At 73.0% G+C, this 24,680-nt stretch carries 30 protein-coding genes and 1 pseudogene; 25 read left to right on the top strand and 6 right to left on the bottom strand.

The annotated features are described in order from the left end of the window. Window positions 1-57 precede the first annotated feature (57 nt). The 3 genes from secA2 (at window position 58) to EF879_RS18895 (ending at window position 3,917) form a co-directional block, all read left to right on the top strand. Window positions 58-2,352: an accessory Sec system translocase SecA2 gene (gene secA2, locus EF879_RS18905; RefSeq protein WP_123560430.1), complete on the top strand. Its 2,295-nt coding sequence runs from the start codon at window positions 58-60 to the stop codon at window positions 2,350-2,352. A 225-nt stretch (window positions 2,353-2,577) separates the two neighbouring features. After that, window positions 2,578-3,318, top strand: coding sequence for a GAF and ANTAR domain-containing protein (locus EF879_RS18900; protein WP_123560756.1), 741 nt, complete (start codon window positions 2,578-2,580; stop codon window positions 3,316-3,318). Between the two features lie 71 nt (window positions 3,319-3,389). After that, the gene (locus tag EF879_RS18895; protein WP_233604569.1) at window positions 3,390-3,917 is read left to right on the top strand and encodes a DUF2231 domain-containing protein; all 528 of its coding nucleotides are present in this window, start codon (window positions 3,390-3,392) and stop codon (window positions 3,915-3,917) included. Window positions 3,918-4,090: 173 nt separating this feature from the next. Here EF879_RS18895 and EF879_RS18890 read toward each other — a convergent pair whose 3' ends face one another. Next, window positions 4,091-5,047 carry a DUF3500 domain-containing protein gene (locus tag EF879_RS18890; protein ID WP_233604568.1) on the bottom strand — a complete coding sequence of 319 codons (957 nt, stop codon included), beginning with the start codon at window positions 5,045-5,047 and terminating at the stop codon, window positions 4,091-4,093. A gap of 245 nt (window positions 5,048-5,292) precedes the next feature. Here EF879_RS18890 and EF879_RS18885 point away from each other — a divergent pair, with 245 nt between their 5' ends. Further along, on the top strand, window positions 5,293-6,759 hold the full coding sequence (locus tag EF879_RS18885) for an LVIVD repeat-containing protein (protein ID WP_123560427.1): 1,467 nt from the start codon (window positions 5,293-5,295) through the stop codon (window positions 6,757-6,759). Between the two features lie 308 nt (window positions 6,760-7,067). After that, window positions 7,068-7,427 (top strand): signal peptidase I, encoded by a 360-nt coding sequence (locus EF879_RS18880; RefSeq protein ID WP_123560752.1) that lies wholly within the window; start codon window positions 7,068-7,070, stop codon window positions 7,425-7,427. Between the two features lie 106 nt (window positions 7,428-7,533). On the opposite strand, the gene EF879_RS18875 is transcribed toward EF879_RS18880, so the two are convergent. Continuing rightward, the gene (locus tag EF879_RS18875; protein ID WP_233604567.1) at window positions 7,534-8,448 is read right to left on the bottom strand and encodes a cellulose binding domain-containing protein; all 915 of its coding nucleotides are present in this window, start codon (window positions 8,446-8,448) and stop codon (window positions 7,534-7,536) included. 130 nt (window positions 8,449-8,578) lie between these two features. Here EF879_RS18875 and EF879_RS18870 point away from each other — a divergent pair, with 130 nt between their 5' ends. From EF879_RS18870 to EF879_RS18860, 3 genes are read left to right on the top strand one after another with little or no spacing between them, the layout of a single operon-like run. After that, complete coding sequence (locus EF879_RS18870) at window positions 8,579-9,040, top strand: cysteine dioxygenase family protein (protein ID WP_123560423.1); 462 nt, start codon at window positions 8,579-8,581, stop codon at window positions 9,038-9,040. Beyond that, window positions 9,037-9,648, top strand: coding sequence for a rhodanese-like domain-containing protein (locus EF879_RS18865; protein ID WP_370375525.1), 612 nt, complete (start codon window positions 9,037-9,039; stop codon window positions 9,646-9,648). Before EF879_RS18870 ends, EF879_RS18865 begins: the two co-directional genes overlap by 4 nt. 52 nt (window positions 9,649-9,700) lie before the next feature. Beyond that, window positions 9,701-10,411, top strand: coding sequence for a winged helix-turn-helix domain-containing protein (locus EF879_RS18860; RefSeq protein WP_123560421.1), 711 nt, complete (start codon window positions 9,701-9,703; stop codon window positions 10,409-10,411). A 4-nt stretch (window positions 10,412-10,415) separates the two neighbouring features. Here EF879_RS18860 and EF879_RS18855 read toward each other — a convergent pair whose 3' ends face one another. Then, window positions 10,416-11,339, bottom strand: coding sequence for an AEC family transporter (locus tag EF879_RS18855; protein WP_123560747.1), 924 nt, complete (start codon window positions 11,337-11,339; stop codon window positions 10,416-10,418). A 540-nt stretch (window positions 11,340-11,879) separates the two neighbouring features. Between EF879_RS18855 and EF879_RS18850 the strand changes: the two genes are divergently transcribed. Beyond that, window positions 11,880-12,482 (top strand): winged helix-turn-helix domain-containing protein, encoded by a 603-nt coding sequence (locus EF879_RS18850; RefSeq protein ID WP_123560419.1) that lies wholly within the window; start codon window positions 11,880-11,882, stop codon window positions 12,480-12,482. A 12-nt stretch (window positions 12,483-12,494) separates the two neighbouring features. Here the strand turns inward: EF879_RS18850 and EF879_RS18845 are convergent, their stop codons facing one another. Together EF879_RS18845 and EF879_RS18840 are read right to left on the bottom strand one after the other, a co-directional pair. Next, window positions 12,495-13,166 (bottom strand): response regulator transcription factor, encoded by a 672-nt coding sequence (locus EF879_RS18845; protein WP_123560417.1) that lies wholly within the window; start codon window positions 13,164-13,166, stop codon window positions 12,495-12,497. Further along, window positions 13,167-14,504, bottom strand: a complete 1,338-nt coding sequence (locus tag EF879_RS18840) for a sensor histidine kinase (protein ID WP_123560415.1) — start codon at window positions 14,502-14,504, stop codon at window positions 13,167-13,169. A 118-nt stretch (window positions 14,505-14,622) separates the two neighbouring features. Here EF879_RS18840 and EF879_RS18835 point away from each other — a divergent pair, with 118 nt between their 5' ends. The 6 genes and pseudogenes from EF879_RS18835 to EF879_RS18810 all read left to right on the top strand — a co-directional run bounded on the left by EF879_RS18835 (window position 14,623) and on the right by EF879_RS18810 (window position 19,822). Beyond that, complete coding sequence (locus EF879_RS18835) at window positions 14,623-15,537, top strand: ABC transporter ATP-binding protein (RefSeq protein WP_123560414.1); 915 nt, start codon at window positions 14,623-14,625, stop codon at window positions 15,535-15,537. Beyond that, a complete protein-coding gene (locus EF879_RS18830) occupies window positions 15,534-16,418 on the top strand; it encodes an ABC transporter permease subunit (RefSeq protein ID WP_123560412.1) in 885 nt (294 codons plus the stop codon). The genes EF879_RS18835 and EF879_RS18830 overlap by 4 nt, the downstream gene beginning before the upstream one ends. A gap of 238 nt (window positions 16,419-16,656) precedes the next feature. Continuing rightward, window positions 16,657-17,292, top strand: a complete 636-nt coding sequence (locus tag EF879_RS18825; protein ID WP_123560410.1) for a uridine kinase — start codon at window positions 16,657-16,659, stop codon at window positions 17,290-17,292. A 125-nt stretch (window positions 17,293-17,417) separates the two neighbouring features. Continuing rightward, complete coding sequence (locus tag EF879_RS18820) at window positions 17,418-17,819, top strand: TraR/DksA C4-type zinc finger protein (RefSeq protein WP_123560408.1); 402 nt, start codon at window positions 17,418-17,420, stop codon at window positions 17,817-17,819. Window positions 17,820-17,962: 143 nt separating this feature from the next. After that, a pseudogene (locus EF879_RS18815) lies at window positions 17,963-18,834 on the top strand (DUF72 domain-containing protein). A gap of 64 nt (window positions 18,835-18,898) precedes the next feature. Next, window positions 18,899-19,822, top strand: coding sequence for a tyrosine-type recombinase/integrase (locus EF879_RS18810; protein ID WP_123560406.1), 924 nt, complete (start codon window positions 18,899-18,901; stop codon window positions 19,820-19,822). On the opposite strand, the gene EF879_RS18805 is transcribed toward EF879_RS18810, so the two are convergent. Beyond that, on the bottom strand, window positions 19,823-20,125 hold the full coding sequence (locus EF879_RS18805) for a hypothetical protein (RefSeq protein ID WP_148086482.1): 303 nt from the start codon (window positions 20,123-20,125) through the stop codon (window positions 19,823-19,825). A 321-nt stretch (window positions 20,126-20,446) separates the two neighbouring features. Between EF879_RS18805 and EF879_RS18800 the strand changes: the two genes are divergently transcribed. The 10 genes from EF879_RS18800 to EF879_RS18755 all read left to right on the top strand — a co-directional run bounded on the left by EF879_RS18800 (window position 20,447) and on the right by EF879_RS18755 (window position 24,617). Further along, entirely contained in the window at window positions 20,447-20,686 is a 240-nt protein-coding gene (locus EF879_RS18800; protein ID WP_123560402.1) for a hypothetical protein, read from the top strand. Then, entirely contained in the window at window positions 20,683-20,946 is a 264-nt protein-coding gene (locus tag EF879_RS18795; protein ID WP_123560400.1) for a hypothetical protein, read from the top strand. The genes EF879_RS18800 and EF879_RS18795 overlap by 4 nt, the downstream gene beginning before the upstream one ends. A gap of 97 nt (window positions 20,947-21,043) precedes the next feature. Next, window positions 21,044-21,376: a hypothetical protein gene (locus tag EF879_RS18790; protein WP_123560398.1), complete on the top strand. Its 333-nt coding sequence runs from the start codon at window positions 21,044-21,046 to the stop codon at window positions 21,374-21,376. Window positions 21,377-21,380: 4 nt separating this feature from the next. Then, on the top strand, window positions 21,381-21,740 hold the full coding sequence (locus tag EF879_RS18785; RefSeq protein WP_123560396.1) for a hypothetical protein: 360 nt from the start codon (window positions 21,381-21,383) through the stop codon (window positions 21,738-21,740). After that, window positions 21,737-22,279 (top strand): hypothetical protein, encoded by a 543-nt coding sequence (locus tag EF879_RS18780; RefSeq protein WP_123560395.1) that lies wholly within the window; start codon window positions 21,737-21,739, stop codon window positions 22,277-22,279. The genes EF879_RS18785 and EF879_RS18780 overlap by 4 nt, the downstream gene beginning before the upstream one ends. Next, window positions 22,279-22,500 carry a hypothetical protein gene (locus EF879_RS18775; protein ID WP_123560393.1) on the top strand — a complete coding sequence of 74 codons (222 nt, stop codon included), beginning with the start codon at window positions 22,279-22,281 and terminating at the stop codon, window positions 22,498-22,500. Before EF879_RS18780 ends, EF879_RS18775 begins: the two co-directional genes overlap by 1 nt. Further along, window positions 22,497-23,762 (top strand): DNA cytosine methyltransferase, encoded by a 1,266-nt coding sequence (locus tag EF879_RS28235; RefSeq protein ID WP_123560391.1) that lies wholly within the window; start codon window positions 22,497-22,499, stop codon window positions 23,760-23,762. Before EF879_RS18775 ends, EF879_RS28235 begins: the two co-directional genes overlap by 4 nt. Then, entirely contained in the window at window positions 23,759-24,091 is a 333-nt protein-coding gene (locus EF879_RS18765; RefSeq protein ID WP_123560389.1) for a hypothetical protein, read from the top strand. The genes EF879_RS28235 and EF879_RS18765 overlap by 4 nt, the downstream gene beginning before the upstream one ends. Next, window positions 24,091-24,336 carry a hypothetical protein gene (locus EF879_RS18760; protein WP_123560387.1) on the top strand — a complete coding sequence of 82 codons (246 nt, stop codon included), beginning with the start codon at window positions 24,091-24,093 and terminating at the stop codon, window positions 24,334-24,336. Before EF879_RS18765 ends, EF879_RS18760 begins: the two co-directional genes overlap by 1 nt. After that, window positions 24,333-24,617 (top strand): WhiB family transcriptional regulator, encoded by a 285-nt coding sequence (locus EF879_RS18755; protein WP_123560386.1) that lies wholly within the window; start codon window positions 24,333-24,335, stop codon window positions 24,615-24,617. The genes EF879_RS18760 and EF879_RS18755 overlap by 4 nt, the downstream gene beginning before the upstream one ends. The last annotated feature ends 63 nt before the right edge of the window (window positions 24,618-24,680 follow it).

The following is a 24,680-nucleotide window of genomic DNA, read 5'->3' as shown; positions in this document are numbered from 1 at the left end:
ACGCCCGCCGATGGCCGGGCCGCACATTTCCGCGTGGTTCGCGTACCGTTGCCGACCATGGGTGTGTCGCAACGGTTGAAGGCGAGGGTCCGGCGTTTCCTCCAACGGCCGGGCACCACGGTTGACTTGGCGCCGCTGGAGAAGCTGCTGCCCAAAATCGAGGCACGTGAGGAGGAGCTGACCGAGCTCAGCGACGCCGAGCTCACCGAGGCGGCGGGCCGGGCCGAGGACTACGTCGAGATCTGCGCGATCGGCCGGGAGGCGGCCCGGCGCGGGCTCGGCCAGCGGCCGTACGACGTCCAGCTGCTCGGCGTGATGGCGCTGCTGGCCGGCAAGGTCGCCGAGATGGCCACCGGTGAGGGGAAGACGCTCACCGCGGCGATCGCCGCCTACGGGCACGTACGCCAGGGCAACGGACCGGTGCACGTGCTGACCGTCAACGACTACCTGGCCCGGCGGGACGCGGAGTGGATGGCACCGGTCTACCGGCTGCTCGGTCTGACGGTCGGCTGGGTGACCGAGTCGTCCACCCGCGAGGAGCGCCAGGCGGCGTACGCCTGCGACGTCACCTACGCCTCGGTCAGCGAGGCCGGCTTCGACTTCCTCCGCGACCAGCTCGTCACCGACATCGACGACCGGGTGCAGTCGCCGCTCGCCACCGCGATCGTGGACGAGGCCGACTCGATCCTGATCGACGAGGCCCGGGTGCCGATGGTGCTGGCCGGCGCGGTGCCGGGCGAGCAGGACCCGGTGCACACCGCGGCCGCGGTGGCCCGCGGCCTGCGCCCCGGCCGCCACTACGAGGTCGCCGAGGACGGCCGCAGCGTGGCCTTCACCGACGAGGGCCTGGCCGAGGTCGAGGCCCGGCTCGGCGGCATCGACCTCTTCGCCGACGAGAACGTCGAGCAGCTCTCCGCGGTCAACGTCGCACTGCACGCCCACGCTCTCCTGCACCGGGACGTCGACTACATCGTCCGTAACGGCGCGGTGGAGCTGGTCGACGAGATGCGCGGCCGGGTCGCGCAGCGCCGCCGCTGGCCGGACGGGCTGCAGGCGGCGGTCGAGGCGAAGGAGGGGCTGGACGCCACGGCCGAGGGCGAGGTGCTCGGCACCATCACGGTGCAGGCGTTCATCGCGCTCTACCACACGGTCTGCGGGATGACCGCGACCGCCGTGCTCGTCGGCGACCAGCTGCGGGAGTTCTTCAACCTCGAGGTCGCGGTGATCCCGCCGAACACGCCGTGCATCCGGATCGACGACCCGGACCGGATCTACGCCACCCGGGCCGAGAAGGAAGAGGCCCTGATCGAGGAGATCAAGGAGCAGCACGCGATCGGCCGGCCGGTGCTGGTCGGCACCCTCGACGTCCGCGAGTCCGAGCGGCTGGCGGCGGCCCTGCGGGAGGCCGGGGTGCCCTGCTCGGTGCTGAACGCGAAGAACGACGCCGAGGAGGCGGCGATCATCGCCGAGGCCGGCAAGTTCGGCGCGGTCACGGTCTCGACCCAGATGGCGGGTCGCGGTGTCGACATCCGGCTGGGTGGCAGCGATCAGTCCGACCGGGACCGGGTCGCCAAGCTCGGTGGTCTTTTCGTGATCGGCAGCGGCCGCCACGACAGCCGGCGCGTCGACGACCAGCTTCGCGGTCGGGCCGGGCGGCAGGGCGACCCGGGTCGGTCGGTCTTCTTCGTCAGCCTCGAGGACGAGCTGGTCGTCCGGCACGCCGCCGACGCGATTCCGCCGTCACCGCGGATGCACGCCGACGGTCTGGTCACCGACCCCCAGGTGGACTTCGCGGTCGAGCATGCCCAGCGGGTCGCCGAGGGCGTCAACCACGAGATTCATCGCAACACCTGGCGGTACAGCGTGGTGATCGAGCAGCAGCGCAAGGCGCTCGCCGAGCGCCGGGAGCGGCTGCTCACCACCGAGGTGGCGGCCGAGATGCTCGCCGAGCGGTTCCCCGAGCGGGCGAAGGAGATGGGCGAGGAACTGCTCTCCCGGGTGGCCCGGTCGATCGCGCTCTACCACCTCGACCGGCTCTGGGCACAGCACCTGGCCCAACTCTCCGAGATCCGCGAGGGCGTGCACCTGCGGGCGCTGGGCCGGCTCGACCCGCTGGACGAGTTCCACCGCTCGGCGGTGCCGGCGTTCAACGCGTTGATCCCGGAGATCGAGACCCGGACGGTGGAGACCTTCGAGGAGGGCGAGTTCGACGAGGACTGGCAGCCCGACTCGTCGAAGCTGGTCCGGCCGAGCGCGACCTGGACCTACCTGGTCCACGACAACCCGTTCGGCTCCGAACTCGACCGGCTGATCGCCGCCGTTGGGCGGCGTCTCGGCTCCGGCTCCCGCTGACCCGACCCAGAGACGGGGTTGTCACCGGGGACGGTGACAACCCCGTCGGCATATTCGTTCTCTCCAGGTACGCGTGGTTTGTCCACCTGCCGGCCCGGGTAGTAGCGCGGGTCGTACCGGCGCGGGTCCGGTGAGTGAACCAGGAGAGGCGAGAATGGCACAGGCGAGGGCGGAAACCGGACGGACCGTGGCGACCGCGGTGACGGCGGAGGCTCCGGCGCGGTGTTGAGGTCGGATACGGGCGAGCTCTCGGGTGAGGTTCCCGGCGTCCTGGAGACAGCCGCAATACTGCGTGAGGTCACCGCCGGACTCATCACGAGCGACGACTTCGACGGGGCGCTGGCCCGGCTGGCCAGGATCATCCGGGACGCCGTATCGGAGGTCACCTGGTGCGGCGTCACCGTCCTGCGCTCCGGGGCGCCGGCCTCGGTCGCCGCCTCCGAGCCACGGCTGCGTGCCCTCGACGACGTCCGGTACGGCACCGACGGTCCGGCGATGACCGCGATCCGGCAGCGGGAACTGGTCTGGTCGGCGGACCTGCGCGCCGAGACCCGCTGGCCGTGCTGGACGGCACAGGCGGTGGCGCTCGGCGTGCACGGGGTGCTGGCGGTGCCGGTCGACGTCGACGAGCACGTCATCGGCTCGATCAACCTCTACGCCCGTGACCCCGGCGGACTCGGCGCGGCGCAGCAGCTCACCGCCATGCTCCTCGCCGAGCACGCCGGACTGCTGCTCGGCGCGGTCCGCGACCGGGCCCGGCAGGTGGAACTTGCCGGCGACCTCGCCCGCAGACCATCGGCCGGCCGGCTCATCGACCAGGCGATCGGGGTTATCATGACTCAACGTGGCTGTTCGGCCACGGAAGCGTTACAGGTGTTGCGTTCCGCCTCGGCGGCCCTGGCGCTGCCGCTGCGGGACGTCGCCGAGCGGCTGGTCACCTCGGTGGCCCGCCCCCGGGACACCTGACCACCCGTCCCGGCGGTGCGGGGACGTCGTTCCGGCACCGCGGCCCGGGCTAGCACAGGCAAGGCTGGTCGATGAGCGAGCCGGGGGAGGGCCGCCTCATGCAGAGCCGCCTGAGGGTGCACGGGCACCCGATCCAGCCGATGTTGGTGACCTTCCCGTTCGGACTCTTCGTCTCCGCCACGGTCTTCGACCTGGCCGACCTGCTCGGCGGCCCGGCGATCCTGGGGTTGGTCGGCTACTGGACCGCGGTGGCGGCCCTGGTCGCCGCCGGGCTCACCGTCGTCGCCGGACTGGTGGACCTCTGGGACGTTCCCGGGGACCGGACCCGGCGGACGGCGCTCACCTTCAACCTGGTCATCGCCGGGGTGGCGGTGCTGTTCGTCGTCGCCTGCCTGATCCGCTCCGGCACCCCGGAGCACGGCGCGACCGGCGCCCTGCTGGCGGTCGAACTGGTCGGGCTCGCACTCGGCACGGTGGGGGTACGCCTCGGCGGCATCCTGGTCCGGCACTTCGACCCGCCCACCCGGGATCCCCGCGGCCTCGACGTGTTCGGCTCCGGCTCCGTGGCCCGTGGCTTCGGTCGCCGTCGCGGGGGCTGACGTCGCCGTCGCCGCGCGGGACGCCGGGGCTCACGGGTCGCGGTGTCGGGCTCGTCCCGGCGCCCACGCCGGACCCGGGGGCGCCCCTCGTTCCGGTCGCCGGCCGGTGCCCGCACGCCGTCGCGGTCGCCCGACGGGTGGGACCGGGGCCGGCGCCGGCCCCGGGTGGGGAGTCAGTGCGCGTCGGCCCGGTGCGCGGCGAGAACGTCGTCGCCGAAGTCGCTGTACGGCCGGCGGAGCACCGTGTGCGCGTGGTTGCCGTCGTCGCCGGTGTTGTCGTACTCGATCAGGAGATCCTCACCCTGCACCCGGTAGTAGTACCGGCCACCCCGCACCGTCGGCCCCTCCCAGGCGAAGTAGAGGTCGTGCCGGAAGACCCGGGCCGCCTCGGTGGCGGCCAACTCCGGTGGTAACCGGTCGAGGTAGATGGCGACGAGTTGGTCGAGCAGCGCTCGGGGGGTCGGTCCCAGCGTCGCGGCCCGCAGCCCGACCGGTTCGATCCGGGTGGCGACGCGGGGCCGGGTGGCACTGCGGATGTCGCCCGGTGCCCGGTCCGCCACGACCGCGGCGGCCCGCCCGGTCGGGCCGAGCGCGTCGAGCAGGGCGAAGGCCAGATCCTCCTCCGGCGCGAGCGGCCGGCACACCGGGCGGCCGGCGTAGTCGACCCGGGCCGGGTTGGCGCCGAGGAAGATCGGCGCGGGGGAAACCCGGTCGCCGGACACGGTCATGGTGACCGAGACGTGGTGCCCCTCGAAGCGCCAGGACCAGTCGTCGTCCCGGACCGGATCGCCGAAGACGACGACCCAGTAGTCGTTGCTGTGCCGTCCTCGGCGCCAGCCCTCCTGCCGGTCGAGGACCTCCTCCAGCGCCATGATCGTGGCGGCCTGGGCGTACGCCGGTGGGCTCAGCGCGGTGGCGAGCAGCCGGTGGGCCGCCTTGCGCCCGGCCCGGTCGAGGTCGGCGAGGCAGGCGCCGGGCCGGGGCCGGGGGCGGTACTCGATCCATCGGCGCCCGGTCTCGTCGGCGAAGGGTCGCGCGGCGAGGGCCCGGGCCGGGCCGTCGAGCGCGGCCAGCAGGGCGTCGGCCGCGTGTCGCATCTCGGCGGCGAGCGGACTCCCGGACGGGCTCATGGCGCTGTCGTCCCCTCTCTGTGCCGGGCTGGTCGGCCGGGTCCGGGAAGCCGCCCGTCCCGGCCACCTGACCAGCCTAGGACCTGCCGGGCTCCGGTCCGGAGACGACGGTGACCCGTGCGGTCGGTCGTCGTCTCACCGGACGGGTCGGGTCCGGTGGAGACAGGTTGTGATCCGGTTCACATCACTGTCCATCGAGGGCGGGTAAGGTGCGTATTCATCAACCCCCTTCGAAGGGTGCCGCCATGTTCAGACTCCCCCCACAGGGGCCGCGGCGTCTCCGGATCGTCGGGCTGGCCGCGGTCGCTCTCCTGGTGGCGAGCGCGGCCGTCGCCCCGGCAAGCAGCGCCAGTCCGTCAGCGGTCACCACGGACTCGACCACAACGGACGGTGCCACCACCACACCCGGTGTCGACGAGATCGCGCACAGCCCGAACGTCCGGCAGATCGCCAACATCCCCAAGCCGGGCGCCTTCAACACCGAGGCCGCGCTCAACACCGACCTCGCGTTCCAGGGCCGGTACGTCTTCGCCGGCAACTACGACGGGTTCGTCATCTACGACATCACGAACCCGTCACGGCCGACGATCGTCTCGCAGGTTCTCTGCCCCGGGTCGCAGAACGACATCTCGGTCTACGGCGACCTGCTCTTCCTCTCCACCGACTCGCCGCGCAGCGACGACTCGTGCGCCAGCACGGCCGTGCCGAGCAGCGACACCGTGTGGGAGGGCATCAAGATCTTCGACATCAGGGACAAGGCCCACCCCCGGTACATCAAGGCCGTCCGGACCGCCTGTGGCTCGCACACCCACACCCTGGTGCCGAGCAAGGACCGCCGGTCCGTCTACGTCTACGTCTCGTCGTACGGGCCGTCCGCCAGCTACGCCGGCTGCCCGCCGCCACACGACTCGATCTCGATCATCAAGGTGCCGCTGAAAAAGCCGACCCAGGCCGCGGTGGTCGCGGTACCGGACCTCTTCGCCGAGGACAACGGCGGCAACCCGGGCGGTAACGGCAGCTCCACCACGAGCGGCTGCCACGACATCACGGTCTTTCCGGGCAAGGACCTCGCCGCCGGCGCCTGCATGGGCGACGGAATCCTGATGGACATCCGGAACCGGGAGGCGCCGCGGGTCATCCACCGGGTCCGGGACACCACCAACTTCTCGTTCTGGCACTCGGCGACCTTCAACAACGCCGGCACGAAGGTGGTCTTCACCGACGAACTCGGCGGCGGCAGCGGCGCCACCTGCGTCGAGTCGGTGGCGCCGACCCGCGGTGCCGACGCGGTCTACGACATCGTCGGCCGGGGCGACGGGCGCAGGCTGGTCTTCAGGAGCTACTTCAAGATCCCGCGACTGAACACCGAGCTGGAGAACTGCGTGGCCCACAACGGATCGCTGATCCCGGTCCTCGGGCGGGACGTGATGGTCCAGGCGTGGTACCAGGGCGGCATCTCGATCTGGGACTTCACCGACTCGGCCAACCCGGTCGAGATCGGCTACTGGGAGCGCGGACCGCTCTCCGACACCCGCCGCGTCATCGGCGGCTCGTGGTCGGCGTACTGGTACAACGGCCACATCTACTCCAACGACATCCAGAAGGGCCTGGACGTCCTGCAGGTGCGGGACTGGCGACTGTGGACCGCGCACCTGGTCAGGTTCACGGAGCTCAACGTGCAGACGCAACCGAGCTACCTCGGCGGCTGGTAGGCGCCACGATCCGTGGCCGCGGCCCGGTTCTCCCCGGTGGGGGCCGGGCCGCGCCGTGTCCGGCGTCGGCCGTCCGCGTCCCGGGGTCGAGCACGTCGGACGCCAGGCCCCGGCCAGCGACGCGACGTGCACGGACCGCGCGTGCTCGGCGCGGGTCGGTGCCGGACCCGTGGTACGGTGCCCGACCGGTGAGGGGAGGGCGGTTGGTCGAGGTGGGCCACGAGAGCACGAGCCGGGACGGACGACGTGGCGCCGGTGCGGGCCACGACGGGAGGGGAGCCGACGGAGCGCGCGACGGTGCCTCCGGGATCTACGTCGGCAACGCGGCCAGGGATGGCGCCGGCAACGGCGGCTGGCTGCTCGGCCACTTCATGCCGCCCGGGGTGGACATCCGGCACAGCACCGACGTCGAGGTGAAGTGGGGGGTGCACCCGCCGGGCGACACCCGCGCCGAGTGGGTGACCGGCGAACGGCGTACGGCCCTGTTGGTGCTCGTCTCGGGCCGGTTTCACATGGAGTTCCGTGACCGTACGGTCGTTCTCGCCGAACCCGGCGACTACGTGGTCTGGGGCCCGGGCGTCGACCACTCCTGGTACGCCCCGGAGGCGGCGGTGGTCCTCACCGTGCGGTGGCCCTCGATTCCGGGCTACCGGGTCGCCTCCTCCTGACCCGTTCCGCGCCCGGGACCCGTGACCGGCCGACTCCGGACGGCTGCCGCCGGAGGCGGGACCCGGCCACGGGTCCGGCGTGGGCGAGTCCGACCCGGTCGACGGGTCAGCCGAGGGTGCAGCTCACCGCGGGGGCCGGGTTGCTGCCGGTCCAGCTGCCGATAAAGCCGAACGTCGTCGTGCCGCCCGGCGCCAGGGTGCCGTTCCAGCCCACGTTGCGGGCGGTGGCGACGGTGCCGGTTTGGGTGATCTCGGCGTTCCACCCCTGGCTGACCTGCTGGCCCGCCCCGAAGGTGAGCTGGGCGGTCCAGGAGCGGCTCGCGGTGGTGCCGGCGTTCCGGATGCTGACCTCACCCTGGAAGCCACCCTGCCACTGCCCGATCGTCCGGTACGACGCCACGCAGGATCCGTCGGTCGGCGGCGTGGTGCCGGGCGATTCGGTCGGCGTCCGGGTGGGGGGCGTGGGCGGGGTGGTCGGGGGTGTGGTGGGGGTGACCCCGTCCAGCACCGCGGTCAACGCCGGGTACCACCGGTCCGCCATCTTCTGGTCCCCAGCGGCGTTCGGGTGCACGCCGTCGTACGTGTCGGTGGCGGTGCTGAACCCCGTCCACTGGTCGACCACCACGATCGGCGACTGGGCGGTGGTCTTCGACGCCGCCCAGCCGGGAATGGCGTCGTTGAGCGCCACGACACGCTGGCCGCACTCGGGACAGGTGCTGGGCGCCATCGGGATGATCTTCGCAACCAGGATCCTCATGTTCGGGTTGCTGGCGCGCATCTGGTCCACCAGCCGGCTGTAGGCGGCGAGGATGGTCGAGGTCGCCCGGTTGCTCCAGACGTCGTTGGTGCCGAAGTGCATCAGGACGACGTCGGGGCGGGTGGCGGCCAGCCAGGCCGGGAGCTGGTTCTGCTCGGCCACGGTGGTGACGAGGGCGCCGCCGTGGCCCTCGTTGTCCCCGTCGTACGGCTGGCCGCAGCCCTGCGGGGGCGGGGCCGCCTGGCGGTCGGGGCTGTCACCCACGACGCCCGGTGGGCGCGCGGCACACGTTGTGACCCGGTCGGGAAAGAGGGTTGCCGAATAACCCATTAAACAGATAGGTTTTATGGGCTACTGTCGACCCGGCTCGCTCCGCTGGCCCTGAGGACTACCCATGATCTCGATTGCTTCCGAACCGCTGGCCATCGCCCGCCGGTACGCCGCAGCCGCGGCGGGTCCGGACGGCTGGCCGGTGCCGCTGCGCTTCGATCCGGCGCGGCGCTGGTACCACCGGCTCGCTTCCGCCGCCGACCACGAGGTCTGGCTGCTCACCTGGCTTCCCGGACAGGAGACGGACCTGCACGACCACGGTGGCTCGGCCGGGGCCTTCCTGGTGGTAACCGGAACCCTCACCGAGGAGACGGTGGTGGCGGGTGAACTCCGTCCCCGGACCCTCGAGGCGGGCCGCGGACGCCGGTTCGGTCCCCACCACGTGCACCGGGTCGGCAACCGCGGCGAGACGCCGGCGGTGAGCGTGCACGTCTACCGTCCGGCGTTGCGCCGGATGGTCAGCTACCGGCTCGACGCGGGTCGGCTGCGGGTGGTCGAGGTCGCTGAGGCCGGGGTGGCGTGGTGAGCGCGGCTACGACGGGGCGACCGGATCGGGAGAGGACCGCCCGAATCGACGTGAACCGGCACCGGGACGCTGCGGAGGAGCGCCACCGCGCCACCGCGTCCGAGGAGAGCTGTCCCGGCGTGGTGCCGCCCGCGGAGTGCTGTCGCGGCGTGGTGCCGGCCGGCGCACGGAGCATCGACGAGATCCTCGCCGCCGCCCGCGCGCGGCTGCGCCGGCTCGAGCCGGAGGAGGCTCATCTCGCCGTCCGGGCCGGTGCCGTTCTGGTGGACATCCGGCCCGCCGCCCAGCGGGCCGCCACCGGGGCCGTGCCCGGCGCGCTGATCGTCGAGCGCAACGTCCTGGAGTGGCGCTTCGACCCGCGTAGCACCAGCCGGCTGCCGATCGCCGACCGGTACGACCTGCCGGTCATCGTTCTCTGCCACGAGGGCTACACCTCGTCGCTGGCCGCCGCGGCGCTGCACGACCTCGGCCTGCACCGGGCCACCGACGTCATCGGCGGGTTTGTCGCCTGGCACCGGGTCGGGCTGCCGGCCTTCGGGCCGACCGCCCTCCTCGCCCCGTCGTCCCGTACCGTCGCGCCGGAGACCACCCGGCGGGCGTTCACCTGACTCCCGCGCGATCGCGCGGGCGGACCGGACCACGTCCCACAAAGGAGTCCCCATGTCGGTCATCGCCATCCACCCGCGCACCCCCTCACCGGGCGGGTCGGGGCGTACCTCGGGTGCCCGCTCCCGGCCAGCGCCGGTGGCCCCCACCCTCCGGCTCACCCTGGAGGTCCCGCTCTCCGGCGACGGGCTGCCCCCGCAGCTCGCCCACCTGCTGGACCTGGCCCGCGACCTGGTCGACCAGAGCGCGGGCACGGTGGCGGTGACCAGGACCGTCCCGCGCTTCGCCGGGCCGTACTCCGACCCGTCCGCCACGCCGGACGGGAGCGGGTCGTTCGCGTCCGGCACGGCCGCCGACGAGGTGTCGGGCGACGACCCGCTCCCGGCCACGCCGCCGGCGTCCGGCGTGGACGCCGGCGGTCCGGCCGTGGGCCGGGACGAGGCGCTGTCGCTGCACGTGCTGACCGGGCCCCGGGTGGTGCTCCGCGCCGGCCGGCCCCTCCCGCTCACCCGGCTGGAGTTCGACCTGCTGCTCTTCCTGGCCCGCCATCCCCGCCGGGTCTTCACCCGCACGCAGCTGCTGGCCAGCGTCTGGGGTTACCAGCACGCCGTGGCGCGGACGGTGGACGTGCACATCCGCCGGCTGCGGGCCAAGGTGGGCGACGGAGTGCCACTGGTCACCACGGTCCACGGGGTGGGCTACCGGCTTGCCGACGAGGCCCGGGTCCAGGTGGACGGCGACGAGGTGGAACCGGGGGCCGGGTGAGCGGTCAGGCGAGCCAGCCGGCGATCATGACGAGCGAGACCGCGGCGGCGACGGTCGAGAGCACCACCGCGTCCCGGGCCAGCGTCTGCGCCTGCCGGAAATGGGTGGCGAAGACGAAGACGTTCTGCGCGGTCGGCAGCGCGGAGGTCACCACCGCGGCCAGCAGAGCCGGTCCGGTGAGGCCCAGGAGGAACCGGGCCAGCAGATAGGCCAGGGCCGGCTGGACGACCACCTTCAGCGCCACGGCGACGTACCGGGGGATGTCGGCGGTGGTGCCGGCGAGCGGGCGGCTGCCGGGTAGCGCCATGCCGAGGGCCAGCAGCGCCAGCGGAACGGCGGCCGACCCGACCAGCTCGAAGGGACGCATCACCTCGGCGGGCGGGTGCCAGCCGGAGACCGCGACGGCGAGGCCGGCGGCGCAGCCCAGCATGATCGGGTTCCGGGCCGGCAGCAGGGCCAGCCGGCGGAGCGAGGGGCGGCGCCCGGTCGCGGTGAGGTCCAGGACGGCGAGCGCCAGCGGCGCCGCGACCAGCACCTGGAAGATCAGGACGGGGGCCACGACGGAGACGTCCCGCAGCACGTACGCGGCGACCGGGATGCCCAGGTTGGCGGCGTTGACGTACGAGGCGCAGAGGGCACCGACGACGGATTCTCCCGTCGTCCGGCGCCACGCGTAGCGGGCGACGAGCAGGTAGACCGCGGCGACGATCAGGGTGCTCAGCACGAAGGCGGCCAGCGCGGGCGTGACCAGGCCGGCCACGGTGGACCGGGCGAGCGTGCTGAAGAGTAGGGCCGGGGTGGCGATCAGGAAGACGAGCCGGGCGACCACCCCCGTCCCCTCCGGGCCGAGCAGACCGTACCGACCGACCAGGTAGCCGACCAGGGTGACCGACCAGATGACCAGGAACCCCGTCAGCACCCCCCGCATGGCGACCATCCTGCCGGGTACGCGACGGGCGACAAGATCTGGTACTAAGAGCAAGCAAGCGATTCCGTTGAGTTTGTCGATTGTCACAGTCATGCAACGCCGTGTCCCCTTGACCCCCGCCGCGCGCGCCGGAAGCATCGGTTGGGCGGCGTTTCGGGCCGTGGGGGAAAACCCGGAGCAGCCAAGGAGTGCCAATGATCGTGCCAAGCCGCGTCTGGGTGACGGGTGGTGAGTGGTGGAACTCGCGGCCGTCGCGCGAAAGCGGTCAGATGACGTCGACGAGTCGGCGGGCCACGGCGCTCGATGGCCGGGATGTGCCGCATGCCTGCGGTCCCGTCCCGTCGTACGGTCCCGTCACCGACCCCGCCGGCAGCGGCGTGGACAGCGACGTACGCGGAGCGCGGTCCGCGACCGAGGCGTCCGGCACGGCGGGGCAACCACTCCGGGGACGCCACGGGCGGCCCGACACCATCAGCCGTACCCCGCCGTCTCGCGCATCTGAGGCGCCAACCCAGACGATCTACGACCCTCTGGAGAACCATGTCGGTCAGCCCTACCTCGTCGCGTGCCGGGTGGCAGCTCACCCAACCGGCCGGACCCGGTAGACCCCCTGGATCGTCCCGACGTCCCGGTGCCACCTCGCCGACCCTGACCGTCACGCTCTCCATCCCGCTCGTCGGCTGTGAGGAGACGCTGACCGCGCCGGCCCGCCGCCTGCTCGAGGCCGCGCGGGAGCTGGTGGAACGGGGTGAGGCGACCGTCAGCGGCCTTCCGGCCCAGAGCGAGCGCCGGGCCGACCCGCCCGCCTCGGCCGCCCGTCCCGCGACCGAGGAACGCCGAGGTGGCCTGCACATCCTCGCCGCGTCCCGGTCGGTGCTGCGGGACGGCGAGCCGCTGCCGCTGACCCGCCTGGAGTACGACCTGCTCATGCACCTGGTCGACCACCCGCGTCGGGTCTTCACCCGGCTGCAACTCCTGTCCGCGGTCTGGGGGTACGAGCACACCGGGCTGCGGACCGTGGACGTGCACATCCGCCGGCTCCGGGGCAAGGTCGGCACCGACGTGCCGTTGATCACCACCGTCTACGGGGTGGGTTACCGGCTCGCCGACGATGCCGTGATCACCATCGACCGCAACGCCTGACCGCGGCCGGCCTCAGGTATCCCGTGTGGACGCCGGGGCCGACAGGCCGGCGTCCCGGGCCAGCAGGGCCGCCTGCACCCGGTTGGTGCAGTCGAGTTTGGTCAGGATCCGGCTGACGTAGGTCTTGACGCTCGCCTCGCTCATCCGCAGTCGACGGCCGATGTCAGCGTTGGCCAGGCCGTCGGCGAGCAGACGCAGGACGTCCACCTCTCGGGGGCTCAGCGCCGCCAGCCGTTCGGCAGCCCGGCGCCGGCGCTCCGCCGCCACGGGAGAGACCAGACCGAGCAGAAGTCGGGTCACCGCGGGGGAGAGGTAGGCGTCACCGTCGTTCGCGGCCCGGACCGCCCGGACCAGCTCGTCGGGCGTGCAGGTCTTCAGGACGAAGCCGGCCACCCGGTGCTGCACGGCGCGCAACACGTTCGGCTCGGTACCGAACGAGGTCAGCAGGACGACCCGGAGCCCCGGCAGCCGCCGGCGCAGTTCCTCGACGGCCGCCAGCCCGTCCAGGACCGGCATCCTGATGTCGAGCAACGCCACGTCCGGGCGGTGCCGGAGCGCCTCGTGCACCGCCGTTCGGCCGTCCCCGGCCTCGGCCACCACCTCGATCTCGCCGGTCGACTCCAGCACGGTCCGGATGCCGGTCCGGATCAGCGGTTCGTCGTCAGCGACCAGGACCCGGACCACCTACCGGCCACCCAGCAGCATGCTCGCGGGCAGGAGCAGGAACATGGCGACGGCGGCGGCGATGCCGAGCCCGACCGACCGGACGGACCCGGTCCGGTCCAGGGCCGGTCGCTCCTCGATCTGCCCGGTGACGGTGGGCAGCATCGCGGCGAGCCGCCACCGGTCCCCGGTCCGTCCATGGCCGACGATTCCGCCGGCCCTCGCCACCCGCTCGCGGAGCCCGGCGAGCCCGTGCCCGCCGGACTCCGGGCCGGCGGGTTCGGGTCCGACCTCGGCGCGGGTACCCGGCCGCCCCGGACTGCCGTCGACTACCACACCCGGAGCGGCGGCGTCGGCCGGCGCCCCGCTCGCCGGTACGCCCGCGTGCGCGATCCGGCGGTGCGGCCGGCCGTCCGCCGGAAGCGGGTTGACCAGCTCCACGAGGAGGGCGTCGGGCTCCCACCGGAGCCGTACCGTCACCGGGCGTCCCGGCGCGTGCTTGGCGGCGTTCGTCAGGCCCTCCTGCACCACCCGGTATGCCGCCTGCCCGGCGGCAGGGGAGAGCGGTCGCGGTCGCCCCGAGTGGTGGGAGGTCACCGGGACCCCGGCCGCCCGGAACTCGGCGATCAGGGCGGGCACGGCCGACAGGTCGGCCGGCCGATCCGCGCCGGTCCGTGCGCCCCGCAGGGCCCCGACCAGCTCGTACAGCTCCGCCGCGGCCCGCCGGGCCGCGTCCGCCAGCTGCCGGACGGCCTCGCGCTGCGCCGGCGGCAGCTGCGGCGACACCTCCAGCGCGGCCGCCTGGACGGAGACCAGGCTGAGTCGGTGACCGAGCGAGTCGTGCATGTCCCGGGCGATTCGCAGCCGCTCCCGGAGCTGCTCCTGCTCGGCGAGCAGCTCCCGCTCCCGGCGCAACTGCCGGTTGTGCCGTTCGAGCGTCGCCACCAGCCGCCCCTGCTGGGCGAGGTAACGGCCGGTCAGCACGGGCAGCCCCACGAAGACCAGGTAGCTGGCGACCAGGGTGGTGAGCGCGCCGGACCGCGCGGGCACCGCCGCGAGCCGGACGGCGAGGGCGCCGACGGTGAGGCCGACCAGCACGCCGGTCCCGGGGCGGGACAGCACCCCCCGCCCCGCCCGGTACGCGGTCCAGAGCAGGAGCACGTACGCCGTGCCGGTCGCCGGGGCGAGGACGAGCGCGACGCCGAGGGCCACCAGTGGGGCCCGCCCAGACAGCGCGATCGCCAGCGCCGCGACCAGTACGTATCCCGCAACCACCCAGAGCGGGAGGTCGGGGCGCCCGGCAACCAGCAGCGCGGTGTCCGCGACGAGGACGGCGGCGGCGAGGAGACGAGTGCCCATGCCAGCAGGCTACGTCCCGCCCGTCGGCGCCGTCGCCGGGCGCTGGTCCACTTTCGGCGCCGGTCGCGCCGACTTTCGCCGACTGTGCGGGCCGTCGTGGCTGCCTACCGTCGTCCGAATGATCGAGGTACGGGAACTTCGCAAACGCTACGGGCGCGTCGTCGCCGTCGACGGGCTCACCTTCACGGTCCGCCCCGGGCAGGTGACGGGCTTTCTCGGACCGAACGGCGCCGGCAAGTCGACGACGATGCGGATGATGCTCGGTCTCGACCATCCGAGCGGGGGCGAGGTGCTGATCGACGGCGCCCCGTACCGGGCGCGGAGCGCGCCGCTGCGGCACGTCGGGGCGCTGTTGGATGCGGGCGCCGCGCACCCGGGCCGTCGGGCGTTCCACCACCTGCTCTGGCTCGCCCGCAGCAACCAGATCCCCCGGTCCCGGGTCCGGGAGGTGCTGTCCGTGGTTGGGCTGGCCGACGTGGCGCGGCGCCGGGTCGGCACATTCTCGCTCGGTATGGCCCAGCGGCTCGGCGTCGCCGCCGCCCTGCTCGGGGACCCGCCGGTGCTGCTCTTCGACGAGCCGGTCAACGGGCTCGACCCCGCGGGCGTGCGGTGGATCCGCGAGCTGATGCGCGGGCTCGCCGCCGAGGGGCGCACGGTCTTCGTCTCCAGCCACCTCATGAGCGAGATGGCGCTCACCGCCGACCACCTGGTGGTGATCGATCGTGGCCGGCTGCTCGCCGACACCGGGACGCGGGAGTTCGTCGCGGCCCACTCCGGCGGATATGTCCGGATCCGGACCCCGGAGCCGGAGCGGCTCCGTGACGTACTGGCCGGGGCCGGCGTCGAGGTCCGGTCGGCCTCGGACGGGACGCTGCGGGCGTACGGCGTCGAGGCGGCCCGGGTCGGCGAACTGGTGTCGGCACACCGGCTGACGGTCCACGAGATCGGCAACCAGCCGGCCGCCCTGGAAGAGGCATTCATGCGGCTTGTCGGCCAGGCAGCCGGGCAACCCGGGAGGGGAGGGCAGGAATGAACGGCGCCACATCAGGCGAGCGGGCCCCGAGCGGACCGGTGGCGCGCAGCGGGCCGGCCCGGACCGTGGCGGCGACCGGTCCGGTGTCCCGGACGGTCGGGAACCCGCTGCGTGCGGTCGTCGCCGCCGAGCTGACCAAGCTCGGCACCCTCCGGTCGACCTACTGGACCCTCGCGGCGGCGTTCGTGGTCACCGTCGGGCTGACCGCGCTGATCGCGCTGAGCTTCCGGACGAGTCTTCCCCACCAGCCGCCACAGCGGCAGGCGGACTTCGACCCGCTCTTCGCCACGTTCTACGGCGTCACCCTCGGCCAGCTCGCCATGGTCGTCTTCGGGGTGTTGGCCGTCGGGGTCGAGTACCGGTCGGGTTCGATCCGGGCCAGCCTGCTGGCGGTACCGCACCGCGGCCGCTGGTACGTCGGCAAGGTGCTCGCCGCCGCCGTCCCGAGCGCGGTGGCCGCGGTGGCGACCGTGCTGACCACCCTTGTCGTCGCCCAGGTGGTCCTCGGCCCGTACGCCGTGCCGACCGGAGCGGACGGGCTCTCGGCCGCGCTCGTCGGCGCCGGGCTGCACCTCACCCTTCTGACCCTCTTCGCCCTCGGCGTGGCGGCGCTGCTCCGCAGCGCCGTGTGGTCGCTGTCGGCCCTGCTCCCTGTCTTCCTCCTCGGTTCGCAGGGGCTCGGCAACGTCCCGGGGTTGCGGACGGTCACCCAGTACCTGCCGGACCAGACGACCTGGGTGATCATGCATCTGGCCGGTCCGCAGGACGACCCTCGCTGGGCCCGCGAGTACGGCCCCTGGACCGGGGTGGGAATCCTCGTCCTCTGGACCGTCGCCGCGTTGGTCGGCGGTTACCTGGTGCTCCGCCGTCGTGACGCCTGACCGCCGCTGTGGCCCGAGCCGGGGCGGGCGCCTCCGCGGACCGAGCGGCCCGGCACGGCCGAGACCGGCTCCGCGGCGCGCCTCGGCCAGGGCACGGCCCTGACGGCCCCGCCCTCGCCGCGTCCCGACCTGACCCGGCTCGACCGCCTCGGACGCGGTGGCAGACCGGAGGCCGGCGACCCGGTGGCGGATCGGGGGCCGCCCGACCCGGTGGTCGTGGATTGGGCAGGATGGGTGGGTGCGGGTCCGACCGATCACCCCCGAGCTGCTCGTCACCGAGCTGGCCGACCGGCTGGCCGGCGCCCGCCCCGACGGTCGGCTGCGGGTCGCGGTGGACGGGCCGCCGGCCGCCGAGCCCGGCCGGCTCGCCGTCGCCCTGGTCGACCCCCTGCGGGTCCGGGGCCGCCCGGCGGTCCATGTCGACACCCGGTACTTCCTGCGCCCGGCATCCCTGCGGTACGAGCACGGCCGGACCAATCCCGACGCGTACTACACCGACTGGCTCGACGAGGCGGGTCTGCGCCGCGAGGTGCTGATTCCGGCCGGCCCGGGCGGGTCCGGCCGGATCCTCCCTTCCCTGTGGGATCCGGAGACCGACCGGGCCACTCGCGCCGACTACCTCGGCCTGCCCCCGACCGGGGTGGTCGTGGTCAGCGGCGGGCTGCTGCTCGGTGGCGGCCTTCCGTTCGACCTCACCATCCACCTTGTCCTCTCGGCGGGCGCGCTCGCCCGTCGTACCCCGCCGGAGTGGCAGTGGACGCTGCCGGCCTTCGCCCGGTACGCCACCGAGGTCAATCCTGCGGCATTCGCCGACGTGGTGGTCCGGATCGACGACCCGCGCCACCCGGCGGTGATCGACGCCCTGGACGGGTGACCCCGGGAGGTTGGCGGTTTGCCGCCCGTGGCCGGCGGGTACTCGCGCTGCTCGTGACGGACCGCACCGGACAATCCCGTCCAGGACCGCAGGATCCGTCGCCCCGACGGAAAGGCAGGCAGCGCATGCTGGTCAACGAGACAGTCGGCACCGGTCGCTCTGAGGCGGAGATCGACCAGATCCGCCGCGCCCTGCAGGCTCGCTACGACGAGCTGACCGTCGAGTACGACGAGGCATTGGCGCAGAGCCAGGTGCTCCGGGTGGTCGAGTTCGGTGACACCGCCGGCGACGACCAGGCCGACAGTGGCACGAAGACGGCCGAACGGGATACGGCGCAGTCACTGCTGCGGGCCATCCTCGACCGGCGGGCGCAGTTCGAACACGCGCTGACCCGGCTGGACGAGGGGACGTACGGCTGGTGCGAGGGCTGCGGGTCGTCGATCCCGGTCGAACGGCTGGAAATCTTCCCCGCCGCGACCACCTGCGTCTCCTGCAAGCAGACCCGGGAACGGCGGGCGGCGGCCTGACCGGGCCGGTTTCCTGGTCGGGCGGGTCGTCCCGGCCGGTCCAGCGGCTCCGTCGGCCCGCCCGCCGGCGCGGCGTCGAACCGGAGCCGCCGCCGTGGTCGGGTGCCCGGGGAGCCGTGGCCAGGGCCGGGTGAACGGGAGCGATGGGCCGGATCAAGGTCGGCACCGCGTCGTGGACGGACCGGACCCTGCTGGAGTCGGGCTGGTATCCGCCGTCGGCGGACACCCCGCAGCGGCGTCTCGCCCACTACGCCAGTCGCTTTCCCCTGGTCGAGGTGGACGCCACCTACTACGCACCGCCGGCGGAACGGACCGTCCAGCTGTGGGCGGCGCGGACGCCGGCGGACTTCACCGTCAACGTGAAGGCGTTCAGCCTGCTCACCGGGCATCCGACCCGGGTCTCCGCGCTGTACCGGGATCTCCGGCCGCGCACGGAGAAGCGGAACCTCTCTACCCGGCCGACCTGACCGCGCAGGCGTACGAGGAGGTCTGGAGCCGGTTTCTGGCGGCGCTGGAGCCGCTGGCCAGGGCCGGCAAGCTCGGCGCCGTCCTGTTCCAGTTCCCGCCGTGGTTCACCATCCGGCGCACGAACAAACAGTACCTGCTCGAGGTACGGGAGCGCTGCGCCCCGATGCGGGCTGTCGTCGAGCTTCGGCACGCCTCGTGGTTCGCCGGCGACAACGCCGCGGAGACCCTCGACTTCCTGCGCCGACACCGCCTGCCGTACGTCTGCGTCGACATGCCGCAGGGCTATCGCTCGTCGGTGCCGCCGGTGCTGGCCGCGACCGCCGACCTGGCGATGGTGCGATTCCACGGCCACAGCACGAGGTGGGACAGTCGGGACATCTACCAGCGGTTCGGCTACCGGTACTCGGAGCGCGAGCTGGCGGAGTGGGCACCGAAGCTGCGGGGACTGGCCGAGGAGGCGGCGGAGACGCACGTCCTGCTCAACAACTGTTATCGGGACTACGCGCAGACTAATGCGGAGACCTTGAAAGCTATGCTGAGCAGCTGAAACGCGGCCAGAGCGGATGCGTCGTCCTTGCGTACAGCGCTGGCAGTCCGGCTAAATTTGCCTCATGCCTGTCGCTGCGCACCCCGATTTCGCTCTCCTGTCCGACTCCTGGAGGCTGGCGCTGGAGGCCGACGGCTACTCGCCGGCCACCGTGCGCAGCTACCTGGGTGCCGTCCGCAATCTGGCGACCTGGCTGGCTGACCACCACCCCGGTACAGGACCTGCCGACACCACCAGAGACCAAATCCGGGCATGGGTCGTCGACACCCGGAACCGGACGTCCAGCAGCACGGCCCGCACCTGGTTCCCCGCCGTCCGCGGCTTCTTCCGGTGGGCGGTCGAGGAGGGAGAGTGCCCGTCGGACCCCACCGACGGCCTCAAGACACCGCGGCCCAACGACCAGACCACGCCGGTACTCAGCCTCGACCAGATCCGGGCCATCCTCGGCACCTGCAACCGTGCGACGTTCCGCGACCGGAGAGACGCAGCGATCATCTACGTCTTCGCCGACGGCGGGCTCCGCCTGGCTGAAGTGGCTGGACTCACAGTCGACGCCGTAGAGATCCGCGACCGGATCCTGTTTGTCGAAGGGAAAGGTACAAACCGGTCCGGCCCTCGTCGCCGAGCTGTGCCAGTGGGCGTGAAGGCCGCCCGGGCGCTAGATCGCTACCTACGCGAGCGGCGCCGCCACCCGTACGCCGACCTGGACACGCTGTGGCTGGGCGACCGGGGCCGGCCGACGCTGGGCGCGGACGGTATCAAGGCGGCGCTGCAGCGCCGCGCCGCGCTGGTGGGCGTCAAGCTGCACCCTCACATGTTCCGTCACACATGGGCGAGCCAGTTCCGGGCGGCCGGGGGACAGGAGGGCGACCTGATGGTGCTGGGCGGGTGGCGGAGCCGGCAGATGCTGGACCGCTACGGCCGGGTGGACGCGGCGGAGCGTGCCCAGCAGGCGTACCGACGGCTGGCGCTGGGGGACCGGCTGTAGTCAGGCGATGCGCTGGACATTGCTGTACTTGTCCAGGATCCGCTCCAGCATCTCGACGAGCAGCCGCCGCTCCTCCTCAGGCAGGGGCGACTTGTCGCCAAGGAGCCGGTCCACCTCTTGCGCGAGCGGGTGGGAGACCTGCGGCTGGTCGAACTGGCCGCGCTCCGCACGACCGGCGAGGACTAGCAGTTCCTGCATCGTCGTACCAGGGATCGCGGTCTGGATCCGGCGGAGATTCGCCGGGCCGGGCTGGATCTCGCCCCGGAAGTAGCGGCCAAGGAGGCCGCTGTCGATCTTGGTCAACTTGGCCAGGCTGGCTTGGTCATGGGCGACTCGGGCGCGCTGGGCGTGCCCAATGACGTACTTCCGAAACCCGTCTACGTCCCATGCTGCTGCGCGCTCGCTGCTCACATGCAGGAGATTACGGCAATCCTCGTGTAGGCACGAGGACTCGGGGCCCGGCTGGCGAGAGCCCTCCATGTAGCCCATGGGCTGCGGATCTGAAGATCTATCGCGGTGACCTGCGCGAACTGCGTATGGACTGATCCCGATCTCTTACTGCATTTGTGCAATCTCTCCGCAGCGAGTGTTGCATGCTTGCATGCACAGCGCTAGGCTGCATGCATGCAGGCATCCACGGATGGCCGGCCCAAGGTCTTCCTGCGATCCGATCGATACACGTCCCTCGTCGCCGACCTGGGACTCGAGACGATCGAGGAGATGGCCGAGGACCTCGGCGTCGACGACGGCAACCTCTCGCGCATCCTGCGCGGCCAGCCGGTGTCCGCCGAGTTCATCGCCCGGGTCCGGCTCCGGTACCCCAAGATCCCCTACGAGCAGATGTTCCGTGAGGCGATCGTATGAGCACCATCCGACGCCTCACCGCCCAGGCCGCCGCCCACACCAGGTGGGCGCACACCGCAGACCGGACCGAGGCGACCGCCGCCGCCCGCAAGGCGTTCATCGACCGATTCGAGCGCGAGGTCGACCCGGAAGGGAAGCTGCCGCCGGCCGAGCGGGCGCGCCGTGCCGAATCCGCGCGGCGGGCGTACTTCCTCCGCCTCGCCGCCAAGTCCGCCGAGGTGCGACGCCGCCGGCGACGCAGCCAGCGGCCCGCCGCCTGACACGTCCGGGCCACCCGACCCGAGACACACAACCGGCGCCCCCGCCAATCCGCCAAGACCGCGCGAGGACGCCACGACCGCAGAGGAGAGAGTACCTGTGCTCACCCCCCACAAGACCACCCACCCGGCCGACGGGTCCCCACGCTGGACCGTCACCGGGCCGGCGGGCACCGTCTGCTACGACCGGCACCGGCAGGTCGCGGTCCTGCGCGCCTCGATCGAGGCGATGGCGCGCCGCTACGGCCACGCGTGCATGGACTGGGGCTACGCGGACGTCGCCGGCATGCGGGACGCCGAGTGGTACCAGCGGCAGACGCTGCGCCGGGAGCAGGCGCTCAGCCGACTCGTCCGGGCCCTGGCGGTCCTGGCCGAGGACGGCATCCCCGTCGCGGACGTCGCCGACCCCGGCCGACCCCGACCGCGAGCGTGACCCGATGATGATGACGCACCTTCGCCGCAAGGACTTCGCCGGCACGCGCTACTGGATCGCCGAGACGGCCGCCGGCGCCGTGGCCATCAGCGCCGCGATCCTGGCCGGTGACGCACCCCACCAGGACGGAGAGATCACCGGCCCGGACGGGGTCCGCCTGGTGCCGGCCACCATCGACGTCCACCTACCCGACGAGCGCCAGCCGGACGCCTGCGTCGTCCTCCGCGACAGCCCGCCGTGCTGGTCGTACACGGTCGGGCCGGCGCGCCCGGTGCTGGAGGAGTGGGTCACCGCCGGCCACGACGACCAGGTGCTCGCGGACGCGCTCCGCGCGGAGCACGCCGAGGCGGTGGTGACCCGATGAGCCAGTGGTTCGGCCGGCTGCTCGACTGGCGATGGGACCCGCAGACCGCGCAGCACGTCGCCTGGCACGGCGGCCGGTCGCACCGCATTGTCAAGCTCGACCGGATGGCGGCCGACGCCCGCGGCTACACCCCCGGCTGGCACCTCATCGAGGACGACGAGTGGGGCCGGCCCGACATCGGGGTACGGCTCGGGTCGACGGTCGACGCCGCCAAAGCAGCCGCCGAGGCGTGGATCGTCTGTGCCGAGTCGGACCTGCGGCAGTACCCGCGGCTCAGCATCGCCATGTCCTCGGGCTGTGTCGGATACCAGGCGTACGGCGTCCGGGTGTCCATCCGCCGCGACGACGCCGGCCGGCGATTCGCCGTCCACCGCGACGACGCGACCAGCCGGTCGGTCGGCGCGGTCGTGCCGCTGTTCCTGGGCCGTGGTGGTGCGACGTCGGTCCGCTGGCGGGCGGTCGACCCGGCCGGTGAGCTGATCGCCGGCAGCGACACGTGGGCCGGCGCCATCGGCAGCCTGGTCAGGGCGGTGGGCTGATGACCGTCCTCGCGATCCTCGCCGCGATCGCCGCCGGTGCCATCGCCGGCTACTGGCTGGCCATCCGGCGACTCACCCACCGCGTCGAGGCCATGCACGCCGCCATGGTCGCCAGCCGCATCGACACGAGCCCGACCCGGGCCGCGACCGCCGACAGGCACCGCAACGGCTGGCGGTCGGCCACCCGACCCCACCTGCCCAACCGGAGGTCTAGGTCATGACGCCGCTGACCATCGGCTCGCTGTGCTCCGGATACGGCGGCATCGAGCTCGGTATCGAGATGGCCATCGGCCCGGTCCGGCACGCCTGGCACGCCGAGATCGACCCCGACGCGTCCCGGGTGCTCGCCGCCCACTGGCCCGACGTGCCCAACCTCGGCGACCTGCGTGAGGTCGACTGGAGCCGGGCCGAGCCGGTCGACGTGCTCACCGCCGGATTCCCGTGCCAGCCCGTGTCAGCTGCGGGGCGCCGGATGGGCGTCGCCGACGAGAGGTGGCTCTTCGATGACATCGCGGACGCTGTTGGCCGATTGGTCGCACGACCCCGGCTGCTCGTGTTCGAGAACGTCCCTGGGCTGCTCACTGCGAGTCGCGGGGACGCTATGGCCCGAGTCGTTCAGGGCCTGGCCCGCCTCGGGTATGTGGGACGCTACGGGACTTTCCGAGCTTCCGACGTCGGCGCTCCGCACCGCAGAGCGAGGGTCTTCATCGTCGCGTGGCCAGCGGAGGCGGGCTGTCCGCCCGATGGGACCCTGCCCGCCGGGCGAGTGGGATTCGGTGCCGCTGGACCTGCCGGCGTGACCCTGCTGCCGACCCCGAACGCCGCCCTTGGCCGGGGCACCGGCACCCTGTCCCCCGAGACAGCCGCAGCCCGGTACGCCGTCGGCAAGCGATTCTTGGACGACGCCGTGTCGCTGCTGCCGACGCCGGCCGCGCGGGACTGGAGGTCGGGCGGGTCCAACATCATGGACCGCAACGCGCGACCCCTCAACGAGGTCGCCGTGAACCTCCTGCCCACACCGACAACCTCCGACGTACGGGGGCCCGGCGCGCATGGTGACGGCGGCCCGGACCTGCGTACCGCTGTCTCCGCACTGCTGCCCACGCCGCGCGCCACCGACGGGACCAAGGGTGGCCCCAACCAGCGCGGATCATCCGGCGACCTGGCGTTGCCGTCCGCCGTCGTCCAGTTCCTGCCGACCCCGGTCGCCGCCTATGCCGACCGGTGGGGCGAGTACGCCCCGGCCATCCGCCGCTGGGAGCAGATCACCGGCCGGCCCGCACCGGAGCCGACCGAACCCGGCACTCGGGGGCAGCCGCGCCTGTCGCCCCGGTTTGTGGAGTGGCTGATGGGGCTCGATTCCGGATGGGTCACCGACCACCTGCCCCGCACCGCGGCCCTGCGCGTGCTCGGCAACGGCGTCGTCCCCCAGCAGATGGCCCACGCCATCCGCACCCTCCTGCCCCGGAGGGCCGACGCATGACCCAGGCCCGCATGATCCCCCACCCCGGGCACGCCTGCTGCGACCTCACCCAAGACCTACCCGGCTGGATCACCCGCCAACGACAGCGGCTGAACACCCAGCTCCGCTGGGCGCGAGTCCTCTCCCAGCGTGGACAACGCCTCCGCCGCGAGGCGATCACCGCCCAGGTCCGCGGCAACACCACCCGAGCCGCAGCCCTCGACATCGAGGCCATGCGCTGCTGCGGCCAGGCGTGGGTCATCCACCAGTCGGCCGCCGGCTGGCTGGCCCACCTCGACCGGCTCGCCGCCAGCCACCAGTGGCGGCCCGACATGACAGGGGGTGCCTGATGCCACTCCACCTCGACCGCGGCGGCCGACACCGTGCCGCCGACGACACCCCACCCGCCGCCGGCCGGCGGCTCATCCCCGCCCCACTCCGGGTCCCCGCCGACTGGATGCCACCCACCCCCAGCCCGGCCGCCCGGCAGACCCTCGCCCCCACCTACTACGCCACCCGCCGGCTCCACGCCGGCCCCAACGACCGCACCGGCCTCCTGCCCACCATCTCAGCCGACACGAGGTGCCCCCGATGACCGACTGGCGCCACCGGGCCGCCTGCCGCGACACCGACCCGGAACTGTTCTTCCCCATCTCCGACACATCATCTGTCGCCGACGCCGCCATCCGTATCTGCCGGACCGCCTGCCCCGTCCGCCAGGAGTGCCTCACCTGGGCGCTCAACAACGGCGAGCAGCACGGGGTCTGGGGCGGACTCACCGAGGGCCAGCGGCGCCGCGCACAACTGCACCGCCTCACCCCCGCCGAGGCCATCGCACTCAGCCCAGCACCAGCCACCCGAGGAGCGCAGCAGTGATCACCATCAACACCGACACCATCGCCCGCGCACTCCGCCTCGCCGGCGCCTGCCCCATCCACC

This window comes from Micromonospora sp. HM5-17 (assembly GCF_003762835.1).
Taxonomy (GTDB): Bacteria; Actinomycetota; Actinomycetes; order Mycobacteriales; family Micromonosporaceae; genus Plantactinospora.
Note: the sequence above shows the minus strand (reverse complement) of the source record. Positions and strands in the feature narration are given on the sequence as shown.

Bases quoted from the DNA above. Each gene is read 5' to 3' on its own strand.
- secA2 (WP_123560430.1), top strand. From the start codon at position 58: ATGGGTGTGTCGCAACGGTTGAAGGCGAGGGTCCGGCGTTTCCTCCAA.
- EF879_RS18895 (WP_233604569.1), top strand. From the start codon at position 3,390: ATGAGCGAGCCGGGGGAGGGCCGCCTCATGCAGAGCCGCCTGAGGGTG.
- EF879_RS18890 (WP_233604568.1), bottom strand. From the start codon at position 5,047: ATGAGCCCGTCCGGGAGTCCGCTCGCCGCCGAGATGCGACACGCGGCC.
- EF879_RS18885 (WP_123560427.1), top strand. From the start codon at position 5,293: ATGTTCAGACTCCCCCCACAGGGGCCGCGGCGTCTCCGGATCGTCGGG.
- EF879_RS18870 (WP_123560423.1), top strand. From the start codon at position 8,579: ATGATCTCGATTGCTTCCGAACCGCTGGCCATCGCCCGCCGGTACGCC.
- EF879_RS18860 (WP_123560421.1), top strand. From the start codon at position 9,701: ATGTCGGTCATCGCCATCCACCCGCGCACCCCCTCACCGGGCGGGTCG.
- EF879_RS18855 (WP_123560747.1), bottom strand. From the start codon at position 11,339: ATGCGGGGGGTGCTGACGGGGTTCCTGGTCATCTGGTCGGTCACCCTG.
- EF879_RS18850 (WP_123560419.1), top strand. From the start codon at position 11,880: ATGTCGGTCAGCCCTACCTCGTCGCGTGCCGGGTGGCAGCTCACCCAA.
- EF879_RS18840 (WP_123560415.1), bottom strand. From the start codon at position 14,504: ATGGGCACTCGTCTCCTCGCCGCCGCCGTCCTCGTCGCGGACACCGCG.
- EF879_RS18835 (WP_123560414.1), top strand. From the start codon at position 14,623: ATGATCGAGGTACGGGAACTTCGCAAACGCTACGGGCGCGTCGTCGCC.
- EF879_RS18830 (WP_123560412.1), top strand. From the start codon at position 15,534: ATGAACGGCGCCACATCAGGCGAGCGGGCCCCGAGCGGACCGGTGGCG.
- EF879_RS18820 (WP_123560408.1), top strand. From the start codon at position 17,418: ATGCTGGTCAACGAGACAGTCGGCACCGGTCGCTCTGAGGCGGAGATC.
- EF879_RS18810 (WP_123560406.1), top strand. From the start codon at position 18,899: ATGCCTGTCGCTGCGCACCCCGATTTCGCTCTCCTGTCCGACTCCTGG.
- EF879_RS18800 (WP_123560402.1), top strand. From the start codon at position 20,447: ATGCAGGCATCCACGGATGGCCGGCCCAAGGTCTTCCTGCGATCCGAT.
- EF879_RS18795 (WP_123560400.1), top strand. From the start codon at position 20,683: ATGAGCACCATCCGACGCCTCACCGCCCAGGCCGCCGCCCACACCAGG.
- EF879_RS18785 (WP_123560396.1), top strand. From the start codon at position 21,381: ATGATGATGACGCACCTTCGCCGCAAGGACTTCGCCGGCACGCGCTAC.
- EF879_RS18780 (WP_123560395.1), top strand. From the start codon at position 21,737: ATGAGCCAGTGGTTCGGCCGGCTGCTCGACTGGCGATGGGACCCGCAG.
- EF879_RS18775 (WP_123560393.1), top strand. From the start codon at position 22,279: ATGACCGTCCTCGCGATCCTCGCCGCGATCGCCGCCGGTGCCATCGCC.
- EF879_RS28235 (WP_123560391.1), top strand. From the start codon at position 22,497: ATGACGCCGCTGACCATCGGCTCGCTGTGCTCCGGATACGGCGGCATC.
- EF879_RS18765 (WP_123560389.1), top strand. From the start codon at position 23,759: ATGACCCAGGCCCGCATGATCCCCCACCCCGGGCACGCCTGCTGCGAC.
- EF879_RS18760 (WP_123560387.1), top strand. From the start codon at position 24,091: ATGCCACTCCACCTCGACCGCGGCGGCCGACACCGTGCCGCCGACGAC.
- EF879_RS18755 (WP_123560386.1), top strand. From the start codon at position 24,333: ATGACCGACTGGCGCCACCGGGCCGCCTGCCGCGACACCGACCCGGAA.